14 protein-coding genes are annotated in these 13692 nt (G+C 42.5%); 5 read left to right on the forward strand and 9 right to left on the reverse strand.

The genetic code is table 11. The features are described 5' to 3' along the window. The first annotated feature begins 36 nt into the window (after nt 1-36). The 5 genes from JG734_RS07805 (at nt 37) to JG734_RS07825 (ending at nt 4299) form a co-directional block, all read left to right on the forward strand. Nucleotides 37-951, forward strand: coding sequence for a branched-chain amino acid transaminase (locus tag JG734_RS07805; RefSeq protein ID WP_201332731.1), 915 nt, complete (start codon nt 37-39; stop codon nt 949-951). 9 nt (nt 952-960) lie between these two features. Further along, complete coding sequence (locus JG734_RS07810) at nt 961-2004, forward strand: prohibitin family protein (protein WP_201332732.1); 1044 nt, start codon at nt 961-963, stop codon at nt 2002-2004. A 24-nt stretch (nt 2005-2028) separates the two neighbouring features. Next, entirely contained in the window at nt 2029-2700 is a 672-nt protein-coding gene (gene hisIE, locus JG734_RS07815; RefSeq protein WP_201332733.1) for a bifunctional phosphoribosyl-AMP cyclohydrolase/phosphoribosyl-ATP diphosphatase HisIE, read from the forward strand. Beyond that, on the forward strand, nt 2700-3353 hold the full coding sequence (locus JG734_RS07820; protein WP_201332734.1) for a hypothetical protein: 654 nt from the start codon (nt 2700-2702) through the stop codon (nt 3351-3353). Before hisIE ends, JG734_RS07820 begins: the two co-directional genes overlap by 1 nt. Nucleotides 3354-3444: 91 nt before the next feature. After that, nucleotides 3445-4299 (forward strand): YfdX family protein, encoded by an 855-nt coding sequence (locus JG734_RS07825; RefSeq protein ID WP_201332735.1) that lies wholly within the window; start codon nt 3445-3447, stop codon nt 4297-4299. On the opposite strand, the gene JG734_RS07830 is transcribed toward JG734_RS07825, so the two are convergent. The 9 genes from JG734_RS07830 to JG734_RS07870 form a co-directional block, all read right to left on the reverse strand. Beyond that, complete coding sequence (locus JG734_RS07830) at nt 4289-5236, reverse strand: TIGR01212 family radical SAM protein (protein WP_201332736.1); 948 nt, start codon at nt 5234-5236, stop codon at nt 4289-4291. The two genes, JG734_RS07825 and JG734_RS07830, sit on opposite strands and share 11 nt — an antisense overlap. 8 nt (nt 5237-5244) lie before the next feature. After that, a complete protein-coding gene (gene purF / locus JG734_RS07835) occupies nt 5245-6585 on the reverse strand; it encodes an amidophosphoribosyltransferase (protein WP_201332737.1) in 1341 nt (446 codons plus the stop codon). 1 nt (nt 6586) lies between these two features. Then, nucleotides 6587-7351, reverse strand: coding sequence for a 4-hydroxy-tetrahydrodipicolinate reductase (gene dapB / locus JG734_RS07840; protein ID WP_201332738.1), 765 nt, complete (start codon nt 7349-7351; stop codon nt 6587-6589). Nucleotide 7352: 1 nt separating this feature from the next. After that, nucleotides 7353-8291 carry a thioredoxin-disulfide reductase gene (gene trxB / locus JG734_RS07845; RefSeq protein ID WP_201332739.1) on the reverse strand — a complete coding sequence of 313 codons (939 nt, stop codon included), beginning with the start codon at nt 8289-8291 and terminating at the stop codon, nt 7353-7355. A 78-nt stretch (nt 8292-8369) separates the two neighbouring features. Then, nucleotides 8370-8693: a thioredoxin gene (trxA, locus tag JG734_RS07850; protein WP_201332740.1), complete on the reverse strand. Its 324-nt coding sequence runs from the start codon at nt 8691-8693 to the stop codon at nt 8370-8372. A gap of 60 nt (nt 8694-8753) precedes the next feature. Further along, nucleotides 8754-9089: a YraN family protein gene (locus tag JG734_RS07855; protein WP_201332741.1), complete on the reverse strand. Its 336-nt coding sequence runs from the start codon at nt 9087-9089 to the stop codon at nt 8754-8756. After that, on the reverse strand, nt 9089-11131 hold the full coding sequence (locus JG734_RS07860) for a molybdopterin oxidoreductase family protein (RefSeq protein ID WP_201332742.1): 2043 nt from the start codon (nt 11129-11131) through the stop codon (nt 9089-9091). The genes JG734_RS07855 and JG734_RS07860 overlap by 1 nt, the downstream gene beginning before the upstream one ends. A gap of 82 nt (nt 11132-11213) precedes the next feature. After that, nucleotides 11214-12476, reverse strand: coding sequence for a homoserine dehydrogenase (locus JG734_RS07865; protein WP_201332743.1), 1263 nt, complete (start codon nt 12474-12476; stop codon nt 11214-11216). Then, complete coding sequence (locus JG734_RS07870) at nt 12473-13690, reverse strand: LL-diaminopimelate aminotransferase (protein ID WP_201332744.1); 1218 nt, start codon at nt 13688-13690, stop codon at nt 12473-12475. Before JG734_RS07870 ends, JG734_RS07865 begins: the two co-directional genes overlap by 4 nt. Nucleotides 13691-13692: the final 2 nt, after the last annotated feature.

Raw genomic sequence — 13692 nt, forward strand, 5'->3', positions numbered from 1 at the left:
ACTTAAACCTACTTTTGCAATAAGGAAAAGGACAGAATGGAAAAAGCAAAATATATTTGGATGAACGGCGAGTTTGTTAACTGGGATGATGCAAAGGTACATATTCTCACACACACACTCCACTATGGCAACGGGGTTTTTGAGGGCACCAGAGCATACAAAACCCAAAAGGGACTCGCTATTTTTCGTCTCAGAGACCATACAAAACGCCTTTTAAATTCGGCAAAAATTACAGCTATCAAGACTCCTTATACACTCGAAGAGCTTGAGAAAGCACAGATTGAGCTTTTGCGCAAAAATGATTTTGATGGCAATGTCTATATCCGTCCTCTTATCTATCTTGGCTATGGAGTTATGGGACTTTACCATATCAATGCTCCTGTTGAAGTTGCAATTGCAGCATGGAAATGGGGAACATATCTTGGCGAAGAGGGCTTAGAGAAGGGAATACGCGTTAAAATCAGCTCTTTTGCAAGAAACAGCGTCAAATCTACTATGGGTAAAGCCAAAGCAGTAGCCAATTACCTCAACTCGCAGCTTGCTAAATATGAAGCGATTGAGGCAGGCTATGAGGAGGCGCTCTTGCTTGATGAAGAGGGATTTGTAGCAGAAGGAAGTGGTGAATGTCTCTTTATCGTTCGCGATGGAGTCCTTATCACTCCACCAAACGATAACTCTCTCGAATCGATCACACAAGATACAGTCTTGCGCATAGCAAGAGATAAAAATATTCCAATTGAGCGCAGACGCATTACTCGCGACGAGGTCTACATCTGCGATGAAGCCTTCTTTACAGGAACTGCTGCAGAAGTTACACCTATTCGAGAGGTTGATGCAAGAGTAATCGGCAATGGAGCAAGAGGTCCCATAACAAAAGAGCTCCAAGAGGCCTACTTCGATGTGGTTTATGGACGCAACGAAGCATATGAGCATATGCTCACATATATTTAAGGAGGCACAATGCCAGCAGACATGAATGACTATTTTAAAAATAAATTAGAAAATAACAACGAACCACCGAAATTTTTGAAAGAGTTTAGTAAAAAAGCAACGATCCTCTACGTAATTTTGGCTGTTATCGTTTTGCTCATTATCGCTAAACCTTATGAGATTATCCAATCAGGTGAAGTGGGTATCAAGGTTACAGCAGGGAAGTTTGATCCAATTCCTTTGGGACCTGGTATACACTTCTTCATCCCAGGCATCCAAAAGATTATCAAAGTCGATACAAAGGTGCGCATCATCAACTACAAGAGTGAGAGAGATACCGCCTTTGGCGATGTGAATGAGGGTATTATTGAAAAGCCTTCTATCTCTGTGCTTGATGCGAGAGGTCTTCCAGTCAGTATCGACCTTACTGTCCAGTATCGCCTCAATCCGGCCAACGCGCCACAAACCATAGCAACGTGGGGGCTTACTTGGGAAGAGAAGCTCATCAATGCGGTTGTGCGTGAAGTTGTACGCAATGTTATAGGCCGCTACAAAGCTGAAGAGCTTCCAGTCAAAAGAAACGAGATTGCAAAAATGATCGAACAAGAGATTCGCCAAAAAATCGAGAGTTTCCAAAACAAGCCTGTTATCTTAGAGTCTGTACAGCTAAGAGAAATCAACCTGCCTCCAAAAATCAAAGAGCAGATTGAGCGAGTACAAATTGCCAAACAAGAGGCAGAGCGCGTGAAGTATGAGGTAGAAAAGGCAAAACAAGAGGCTGAGAAGAAAGCAGCTCTTGCTAAAGGTGAAGCAGAAGCCAAAAAGATCCGTGCACAAGGTGAAGCTGAGCGCATCATGATCGAAGCAAAAGCGCAAGCCCAAGCAAATGAAGTGATAGGCAAAAGCATCACACCTGAGCTTCTCAAACTCAAGCAGATCAATGTGCAGGGTAAATTCAACGAAGCTCTTCAAAACAATAAAGATGCCAAGATCTTCCTCACACCTGGTGGAGCAGTGCCAAATATCTGGCTCAACGCAGAAGATAACAAAAAGGCTACAAGCATAGGACGCTAAAGCGTCTTATGCCAAAGGAAGCAGATGCAGTTTTCAATAGATTGGCAAAAGCATCCTCTCATCCCAGCAATCGTGCAAGATAGCAAGAGTGGTGAAGTATTGATGCTTGCTTACATGAATGAAGAGGCTTTGCAAAAGAGCCTTGAGACTGGATATGCGCACTACTACTCTAGAAGCCGCCAAAAGCTATGGAAAAAGGGTGAGAGCAGCGGGAATGTCCAAAAAATTGTAGATATCAAGCTCGATTGCGATAACGATACAATTCTTTTGCAAGTAGAGCAAAAGGGGCCAGCTTGCCATACAGGACGCAAGAGCTGCTTTTTTAAGAATCTCTCAACAGGCACAATCACGAGTGAGCCGATACAAGATCCAAACAAGATGTATGATGACGTGATCGATCGCCTCTATCATATTATCCAGGAGCGCAAAGAGGCTGATCCCCAAAAGTCGTGGACTGCAAAGCTTTTTGCGAAGGGTGAGAATACAATTTTGAAAAAGGTAGTCGAAGAGGCTGGTGAGTTTTGCTTTGCTATAAAAGATAGAGACACAGAGCAGATTATCTATGAGTGTGCCGATCTCGTCTACCACTGCCTCGTAGCACTTGCAAGTAAAGATATCTCACCAGAACTTGTGCGACAAGAGCTTAAACGCCGCTTTGGAATGAGTGGCATTGAGGAGAAGGCTGCAAGAAAATGATGAAAAAACTACTCCTCTCTGTCCTCCTTGCACTCAGTGCACTAGCAAGTGAATATGTGCTCGCTATCAACTGGTATCCGAGTGTTTGCAAAGTGCACCACTATAAAACCTGCAAAAAGCCTCTACCCTTTTGGCAAAACCACCTCACTCTCCATGGGCTGTGGCCCAAAAAGCAGTATTGCAACGTGCCAATTCGCTGGAAGCTTCTTGATAAAAGAGGTTACTGGAATCATATCGATCTCAAACTCCCTCCCCAGCTCCAGGCACTCCTGCTCCAATACATGCCAGGAAGTGCAGTGGGACTGCACAACCATGAGTGGGTTAAACATGGAAGCTGCTATAGCCATGATCCACAAAAATATTTCCTCGATGCAATTTCACTTGTAAAAAAGATCAACGATTCACCAGTACTCTCTTTTATCCATGAACACAGAGGGCATCGCATCCAAACCTATAAGATTCGTAAAATTTTTGATGGAACCTATTTTAGTGGTGCTGGGAAGCGTGTGAAATTTATCTGCCGCAAAGGTTATCTTACAGAGATTCGCATCAACCTCAAAGGCCGAATAACTCCAAAAACTCCACTCTCTTCCCTTTTGCAAAGAGCACGCAAAACAGGTATGGGCTGCTCTAGAGGTTTCATAGCTCGCTAATTGTTACATTTTGTTACATCTGCAACATATGTTGCAGACAGAATCACCTCCTTAAGTGTATAATATCGTAACACTTTTAAAGGAGGTAACAATGAGTGAAAGACTCAAAGAGAACAAAGAAGTAACAAAAAAAGTGCAAGAGGCAAAAGATAATTACGTAGAGGAAAAAGATAACAAAATCGCTGATGAAGCAGTAGATGCTGTCAATCTTGTCGTTGATGTCATTGAGCACCTTAAAAATAAGAAAAAAGATGAAGCGCTCACAACAATAGAAAAGGCTCTTGGAAAGCTTGAGCTTCTTGTAGCTCGCGATCCAAACTTGCAGTTAGTTCCTGTCAATGTACAAGAGCAGATTATCGATTTTCCTGGAACTATCGATGATGTGGCTGCAGCAAAAAATGAGGTTGTATCCCTCATAGAAGCTGGAGAAGTACAAAAAGCTAGAGACATTATGCTCAATCTAGCTAGTGAGCTCGATATCATCATCACAGCTCTACCAATTGGCACATACCCAATAGCAATCAAAGCAATAGTGCCACTCATTGAAGAAGAGAAGTATGATGAGGCAATAGCACTGCTTGCAAAAGCGTTGGAGACACTTGTTTTAGAAAAGATTATTATTCCACTCCCAATTTTGCGCGCTGAGCAAGCGATCAATAGAGCAAGTGAACTTACAAAAAATAAAGAGGATGCAAAAAAAGAGGAGCTCAAAGAACTGACAGCGTATGCAAAAGAGCAGCTACTTCTTGCGCAAGCTTTGGGATATGGAAGAGTGGAGGAAGATTACAAAGATCTTCTCGCTGAAATTGAAAAGATCGAAAAAATTTTGGAGAGCGAAGAGAGCACAAAAGATATCTTTGAAACACTCAAAGCAAAACTCAACACCTTCATGGCAAGCTTCAACAAAGCCCACAAACCTCACGATATGCCAAAGGCTAGTAAATAAGGCCTTTGGCTAAGAGGGCTTTGCGAATAGCTAAGAGCTGACGGTTTTTATCAGCACACCATGCAGGTGCTAACAGTGAGCTATCGCCGATACCGGCGGTGAGCCGCTGCACTACTATATCTTTTGGTAGGATTTCAAGGGCTTTGAGGAGTGTATCGATATACTCTTCTTGCGTAATAGGAGTAAATTTACCTTTCATAAACTCAACTGCCAAAGCTGTATTTTTCACAACATAGAGCGGATGGATTTTAATTGAATCGATACCCCACTCTATTGCTTTACGAATAGTCTCAAGCATCATCTCCTGATTCTCTCCAGGCAAGCCAAAAATCACATGCCCGCAAACACGCAATCCCCTATCTTTTGTCTTTTTGATCCACTCTTCCACATTCGCACTATCATGCCCTCTGTTGATGCGCTCCAAAGTCTCATCAAAAACACTCTGGATCCCATACTCTACCCACACTTCATGCTCACTATCAATCTCTTGCAAAAGATCAAGTACCTCATCACTGACACAATCACTGCGCGTCCCGATACTCAAACCTATACAGTCTGGCTGCTTGAGTGCATGGGAGTAGAGAGTTTTGAGAGTATCGATTGGGGCATAGGTATTGGTAAAAGCTTGAAAATAGGCCAGAAACTTCTCATATCCTCGTCTTTTATAGTACTCTGCAGTTGCACTATATTGAAAATCGATCTCTTTGAGCTGCTTTTGTAAGAGTGGATTCTCTTTGCTCTCGGGACTGAGGAAGATTTTTTTGGTTTTAGCAAGATTGGGGGCAAATGATTCATTCTCACAAAATGTGCAACCACCTTTGGCAACACGTCCATCAATATTGGGGCAGGTAAAACCAGAGAGCCCCAATGGAATCTTTTTGACTCTTCTGCCTATACATTTTTTATAGTATCTCCCAAATGTCAGAACTTTTCGCAATCTTTTCCTTACTCTTTTGGCAATATCGGATAGTTTCCATCAAAACATGCCATACAGTAACTTAAGTCATTACCAACACTGCGAAGTAATCCATCGATTGAAAGATAGGCTAACGAATCTGCTCCTATATATTTTTTTATCTCTTCTACTGACATACGAGAGCTTATGAGTTCCTCTTTTGTAGGAGTATCGACACCATAGTAGCATGGTCCAGTAGTAGGAGGTGCAGAAATGCGCATATGCACCTCTTTGGCTCCAAACTCTTTGAGGATATTGACAATTTTTCTACTTGTCGTTCCTCGCACTATACTATCATCGATAACAATGAGGCGCTTACCTTTAATCACATTCTTGATAGGGTTGAGCTTCATTTTTACTTTGAGATCGCGGATCTCTTGCGTTGGCTCAATAAATGTGCGTCCCACATAGTGGTTACGTATGATTCCAAGTTCAAATGGAATCCCACTCTCTTCAGAGTACCCAATAGCAGAAGCCACACCACTATCTGGTACAGGCACAACCATATCTGCTTCTACCGGATACTCTTTTGCAAGTTCCCGTCCCATAGCTTTGCGTAGTTTATAGACATTTTTACCAAAAATATTGCTATCAGGTCTTGCAAAATAGATATACTCAAAGATACATTTGGTTGGTTTTGGCTCAAACACCTGAATGGAGCGTGGCTCTTTGCCCTCTTCAAAAACCACAAGCTCACCAGGTTTGATGTCTCTTACAAACTCTGCACCAATGAGATCAAAAGCACACGTCTCACTTGCCACGACCCAGCCATCGCCTAGTTTTCCCATAGATAGCGGACGGAATCCGTTGGGATCGCGCATAACAAACATCTTTTTGCGGCTAAGGAGAATGAGAGAGTAGGCGCCCTCTACTTTATGCAACGCTTCAATAATGCGATCGTAGAGCTGCTCTTTTTTGCTTCTGGCAATAAGGTGAATGAGGTTTTCAGTGTCCATATAGGTCTGAAAGATTGCCCCCTCTTTGATAAGCTCTCTTCTTACCTGCAAAGCGTTGGTGAGGTTGCCATTGTGCACAACAGCAATCTGTCCAAGATCGTAGCGGGCAAAAATCGGCTGTGCATCAAGCATTGAGTCTTCACCAGCAGTGGAGTAGCGTGTGTGTCCTACTGCACTATTGCCGATAAGCTTTTTGAGCTTTGCTTCATCAAAGACTTGAGTCACAAGTCCTCGCCCTTTTGCTATATGGATCTTCTCTCCATCACTGCTTGCAATCCCAGCAGCCTCTTGTCCGCGGTGCTGAAGCGAAAAGAGACCAAAATATGCATACTTTGCAGCTTCAGGAACGTTAAAAAGCCCTATAACTGAACACATTTTACAATCCTAAACAATCATCTATCGTATAGAGACCCGGCTCTTGGGAAACCACCCATTTGGCTGCCTTAATAGCACCCTTAGCAAAAGTATCGCGACTCGTAGCAGTATGGTTGAGTTCAAGATACTCTCCATCATTGTAAAATCCCACGGTGTGACGTCCAACAATATCTCCACCACGCAGCGCAAAGACACCTATCTCATCTTTTGTGCGCTCACCAATATTGCCATCACGGCCGCTCACGCGCACTTTGTCAAGTTCAAGACCTCTTGCTTTTGCTGCAAACTCTGCTAGAGTCAAAGCCGTTCCACTTGGAGCATCCTTTTTGTAGCGGTGGTGCATCTCAACGATCTCTATATCAAAATCGCGAAGCTTATCACTGGCTAATGCCACAAGGCGCTTGAGTATTGCAATACCAAGGCTCATATTTGTTGCATACAAGACTGGCGCTTTTGTTGCTAGCTCTTTGAGAAGATTTTGCTGATGGAGTGAGAGCCCTGTAGTTCCACTCACAAGAGGTTTTGGCTTTTGCAAGAGCTTTTCTACAAGCGCCTGCGTCCCTTCTGGAAGTGTAAAATCTATAATCACATCACAATTATCTATAAAAGTATCTAGATCATTTGTCACAACTGCACCAGGTACTTCACTCTCAAGCTTTTCGAGCGCATGCACAGCACTCACTTTTGCCACATCGTCATTTGCTAAATTTTTAATCAGAAGAGTCCCAACTCTTCCGCTTCCACCATATATTCCGATATTGAGCATACTACTCCCCCATCTTTTCGATATAGCTTATGACATCAATTGCTGCAGCTGCACCATCTCCAGCAGCACAAACTACCTGCTTTGCAGCATCTTCGCGTACATCTCCAGCAGCATAGAGACCAGGGACTGAAGTACGCATCTTCAGATCCACCTTCACCTCTCCCCACTCATTCACATCACACAAAAATGATCCATCCTCTTGCTTGAGGACTTCATTGTTCACATTCATACCTACAAAGACGAAAACTCCAGGAACCTTGAGATCGATCTCTTTACCCTCTTGATCGATTATGACTCCTTGCACACCGCTTTGGTCTCCATAGACCTTCTTTACTTTTGCATTGAGAATGAGCTCAATTTTTGGATTGTTCATCACTCTCTCAACAGTTGAGGGTGCTGCGCGAAATTTATCGCGTCTATGAATGAGATAGACCTTTTCGACAATATTTGCCAGATAGAGTGCCTCTTCAAGGGCAGTATCTCCACCTCCTACAACTGCTACTTCTTTGCCTTTGTAAAAGAAGCCATCACATGTTGCACAAGTACTCACACCCTTGCCAATGAACTCCTCTTCACCTTCAAAGCCGGCTCGCTTTGGAGTGCTTCCGGTTGCGACAATCACTGCTTTTGCCTGCTCTGTTTTGCCACTGGCAAGCTCAAGGGTAAAGGTGCCATCCTCATTGCGCTTTATACGTTCAACCTTCTCCATCTCATGCTTGAGCCCAAAACGCATAGCCTGCTTTGGCCAGCACTCCATAAGCTCCATTCCTGTAACAACTTCACACACACCCGGATAGTTCTCTACTTCGCTACTTTGCGTGATAGCTCCTCCGGGCATCCCCTGCTCATACATTACTACATTTTTCAAACCGCCCCGTGTTGCATAGAGGCCGGCTGTCAATCCTGCAGGACCTCCGCCAACAATTGCTAAGTCGAGCATAGATTTCCTTTTATTGAGAGTAAAGAATGAAGCAGCCTTGACTCTTTACTCCCAATATCTGGGGCAAAGCCCCAAATATTAGCTCAAAAGTGCATCAAGCTTTTGCTTGAAAACATCTTTGCTTGCTGCACCAACCATCTGATCAACAAGCTCACCATTTTTGAAAAACAAGATTGTAGGAATTGAGCGAATTCCGTAGCGAATTGCAATATCTTGCTCTTCGTCAGTATTGACTTTCGCCACAACTGCTTTTCCTTCATACTCCTCAGCAAGCTCATCGATAATTGGAGCGATCATTCTACATGGCCCACACCAAGGTGCCCAAAAATCCACCATTACAACTTCATTGTTTTTGATAGTATCATCAAAATTTGAAGCATTGAGTTCAACATATTTTCCCATTTTATTCTCCTTTTTCTAAATTATCTTTAAGGTTCATATTATACTAACTTTTCCTTAACATCATATTGAAATATTTTCTACTAGTTCGATTTGAGAGTTTTTCACAAGTATTGCATCTACTTGGTATGGAAGCGTTATATTGTTCTTCATCAAGTAGTATTCTATAGCTTTGTAAATCTTTTGCATCTTTGCTGGAGTTATAGCAAAAATCGGCTCATATCTACTCGAGGTTTTGACTTCAAAGAAGTGAATAGTGCCATCTTTTTTGGCAATGATATCAATCTCTCCAAACTTAGCATAGAAGTTGCGCTCAACTATCTCATAACCATGCTTGATAAGATATACTACTGCCCTCTCTTCGCCCTCATTTCCTGTAATTTTTGCCTCTTTTCCCATTAGACTATCTTGACCTTTACACTCTTAAAGCGCGCAGTTTTGACAAAACTGTCTGCTTCATCACCAAAGAGGTAATTGATATGGCTCTTTGCATGGTGGAATGTTACATAGAGGGTACCTCGCTTGATATTTTTTGAAAATTTTATTTTTAATGGATGGGATCTTCCATATTTGCTCTCAAGCACAACTCTATCACGTCCTTGGAAAAATTCGCGATCCTTTTCACTCACGAGCAAAATATCCTCTTCATAGCGTTTAGCTAGACTCGGACACGCTTTAGTCTGTGCAGCGTTGTTGTAGTGAGCGAGGATTCTGCCGGTTGTTAGATAAAAGTGAGGATCTCGCTTTTGCAAAAGCTCTCTCATCATACCTCTTAGCTCATACTGCTTATAGCGAAAATATCCATATCCATCTTTTGTGCGGAAGCTTTCAGTATGCAAAATAGGAGTACCCTTATTGTGAATTGGCCACTGCATACCTCGTAGACGATTTTTTTTGAGCTTTTCATAGCTAGCCCCACTGAAGCGATCACGCGCAACTTCTCTCACCTCATCCCAAATCTCTTGCGAAGCCTTGTAATCAAACTTCCCATCAAGATAGCACCCTATTCCTACCAGTACTTCCCAATCATCAGGAAGCTGTGAAGTTACAAGGGGCTGTGAAAGATGTAAACGGCGCTCAGCATTAATATAGACCCCCTCTTTTTCATATGCACTCTTTACACCGAATACAAAATCTGCATACTTGGTAATTTCGTTCATAAAAAGCTCATTGACTACCAAAAGATCGAGATTTTTGAGAGCTTTTTTGACTTTTGTCTGATTTGGATGAATATGGGCAATATCTTCCCCCATGTTAAAGATAGCTTTGATCTTACCGTCTATCGCAGCATTCATAATATCTGGCGTCATGAGTCCTTCAACGGCAGGTTTCTTATAATCTGGCAAGTAGTAAGGCAGCATTCCCATGTCACAGGTTCCTTGGACATTATTCTGCCCTCTTAGCGGCATGAGACCAGCACCCTCTTTGCCGATATTGCCAGTTAGAAGTGCAAGATGAGTAATGGCCATCACTGCATAACTGCCGTCAAGATGCTCAGTAACTCCTAATCCCCACAGAATGAGGCTCTTTTTGTGTGCAAGATCATATGCAATCTGTTCGATCTTTTGTGGAAGATCCTCATAGCCTCGAATATGTGCAAAGATATCTCTATCAGCCCACTCATCAGATAAAATTGCCTCTTTGTACTCTTCAAAATTTTTGCACCGCTTTTGGATAAACTCTTTATCTTCCCACCCATTTTCCAAAATAGTGCGAGCAATCATGTTAAGTACCATGAGATTTGTCTCAAAAGGAATGCTTAGATGGTTGTCTGCAAAACGACTGAGTGTGATACGGCGAACATCTATGACATGAAGGCTCACACCCTTTTTGATCACATCCATGATACGATTGGCGACGATGGGGTGAGCTTCGGTGGTGTTTGAGCCAATGACTACAAGATTTTCGGTTTTGTAGATATCATTGAAAGGATTTGTCGCTGCACCCTCACCAATCGTAGCTCGCATTCCTTTGAGGCTTGGTGAGTGGCAGACTCTTGCACAATTATCAACATGGGGAGTCTTTATGATTTCTCTTGCAAATTTTTGCAAGAGATATCCACTCTCACAGCTTGTACGTGCTCCACCAATAGCTGCTACTGCGTCTGCTCCGTGATTTTGCACAACCTCTTGGAGCTTGGCTGCTACAATTTTATAAGCCTTTTCATAAGGGATAATGTAAAAATCTTCATTAAATTTTTGTAAAGAAAGTGAGGAAAAAAAGTGAGGATTTTTCTCAACAAATCTGCACTGTACTAAAGCATTGCGCAGTCTCTTGGGATGTTCCAGGTACTCCCAGCCATATTTACCCTTGATACATAGCTTTCCTTGACTTACTTCGCCATCTTTGTGGGCAAAGAAGCGCTGGATTTTATTCTCTTCCACCTCAGCTACCACATCGCAGCCAACACCACAGTAGGTGCATACACTCTCAATTAGCATCGCCACTCCGCAAAGTTTTTTTAATAATAAACATTTATGCTTTAAGAGTCGCTCAAAAAAAGAGGTAGAAGAGAATCTTTAGCTACTCTTCCATTCTTATCATAACAGGTTCTTGGCGAAGAAACTCTTGCGTTTTAAGGCTTTCAAGAGCCCTATTGATATCTGCTTCATTGCATTTGTGGGTAGAGAGCAAAAGATGTGCAAGCGAACCTTCGGCTGGTTTTTGCAACATCGATTCTATTGAAATCGTATGCTCACCAAAAATTTTTGCAATCTTTGCCAGGATTCCAGGCCTATCTTCAACTAAAAGGCGCAGATAATATTTTGTCTCAATACTCTCCCTAGAAGCAAGGCGCATACCACTCTCTAATGGCTTTTTAAATCCCAGCATTGGAGAGCATTTACCGCCGCGGGCAATATCGATAATATTTGATATCACTGCACTTGCTGTGGCATCTCCACCAGCTCCAGGACCATAATACATAGTTTCACCTACCACATCCCCAATAACACTCACACCATTCATCACACCATCAACTTTTGCAATCATCTCCGAGCGCTTGATGAGTGTAGGATGGACACGTAGCTCCACTTCATGATCTCGCTTCTTAGCAATTGTCAAAAGTTTGATCGCATAGCCAAACTCTTTGGCAAACTCAAAATCGAGTGTCGTGATCTTGGTAATTCCCTCAATCAAAATATCTTCTGGTTTGGCATCGATCCCGTAAGCAATACTTGCTAATATGAGCAGTTTGTGTGCAGCATCAAAGCCTTCTACATCAAAGGTTGGATCGGCTTCTGCATAGCCTAGCTCTTGTGCCTCCTTGAGCACTGTAGCAAAGTCAGCTCCCTCTTTATCCATTTTGGTGAGGATATAGTTGCACGTTCCATTCATAATGCCGCGAATCGCTTCAATATGGTTGGCACTTAGCCCCTCCCGTAAAGCTTTGATGATAGGAATACCCCCAGCAACACTCGCCTCAAACTCAAATGGAATATCTTTGGCTAGCTCTTTGAGATCATAGCGGTGATAGGCAAGTAGAGCCTTATTTGCTGTTACTACAGCTTTTTTATTTTGCAATGCTTTCTTAACAATCTTGTAAGCATCTTCTACGCCACCCATAAGCTCCACAACGATATCGATACTTGGATCATCAGTCACTTCATAGGGATCTGTTGTCAGAGGTATGTTGATATCACGGTGTTTTTGCAAGTTGCGTACAACACCTTTGACTACTTTGATCTCTTTTCCAGCTCTTGCAGTAATAATATCACGGTTTTTTTCTAAAACTTTTACAACACTTGTGCCAACAGTTCCTACTCCAATGATTCCTACTCGTATCATCCTTCACCTCTGTATTCACGCAAAAACTGCTTGACATTTTTCGCTGCTTGTCTGATACGCTTTTCGTTTTCAATGAGAGCTATACGCACATACTCTTCTCCTCCCTCGCCAAAGCCTATGCCAGGACTTACTGCTACTTTAGCTTGGGTGAGAAGTTTTTTGGAAAACTCCAGGCTTCCCATATCGCGAAACTCTTCAGGAATTCTTGCCCAGACAAACATAGTGGCATGAGGTTTATTCATCTTCCATCCAGCTCTGCCAAAAGACTCGATGAGCACATCGCGTCTCTTTTCATACTTCTTACGAATCTCCTCTACACAATCTTGCGGACCATTGAGTGCTACAGTCGCCGCTACTTGGATTGGCGTAAACATACCATAATCTATCCAACTCTTAATCTTTTGCAAAGCTCCCACAAGTTTTTTGTTTCCTACAACAAATCCTACGCGCCATCCTGCCATATTATAGCTTTTAGAGAGGGTAAAACTCTCAACAGCTACATCTTTAGCACCATCTACCGCCAAAACCGAAGGGGTTTTATAGCCATCATATGTGAGATCTGCATACGCAATATCGCTAATAATATAAAAACGCTCTTTTTTTGCAATTTTCACGAGCTCTTTGTAAAACTCTGGTGTCACTATTGCAGTGGAGGGATTGTGTGGAAAGTTGACAACAAGATATTTTGGCTTTGGAAATGCATCATTGAGAGCTTTGTGGAGATCTTGGAAAAAGCGCTCTTCATCTACACGAAACTCCTCATCAAAAACAAGTTCCGTCTTATGCACGCTTCCGCCAGCAAGGATAAAAGCATATGAGTGAATTGGGTAGGTAGGATCTGGAACTATTGCTACATCTCCAGGATTGGTGATGGCCTGCACGAGGTGGACATAACCCTCTTTGCTACCCATGGTAGCAACAGCTTCAGTCTCAGGGTCAAGTGCTACACCATAGCGTCTTTCATACCAGTTGCAGATTGCTAAACGGAGTTTATAAATACCTTTGCTTGCACTATATCCATGATTTTTTGGTTTTTGCGCAGCTTCTATGAGTTTATCTATAATGTGCTGTGGAGCTGGGCCATCGGGATTTCCCATACTAAAATCGATTACATCTTCTCCTGCTCTTCTTGCTGCCATCTTAAGCTCATTCACAGCTGCAAAGACATATTTGGGAAGTCTTTCTATTTTATTAAATCGTATCTCATTAAACATTT

Origin of the sequence: Nitratiruptor sp. YY09-18, assembly GCF_016593235.1 — a bacterium.
Classification (GTDB): Bacteria; Campylobacterota; Campylobacteria; order Campylobacterales; family Nitratiruptoraceae; genus Nitratiruptor.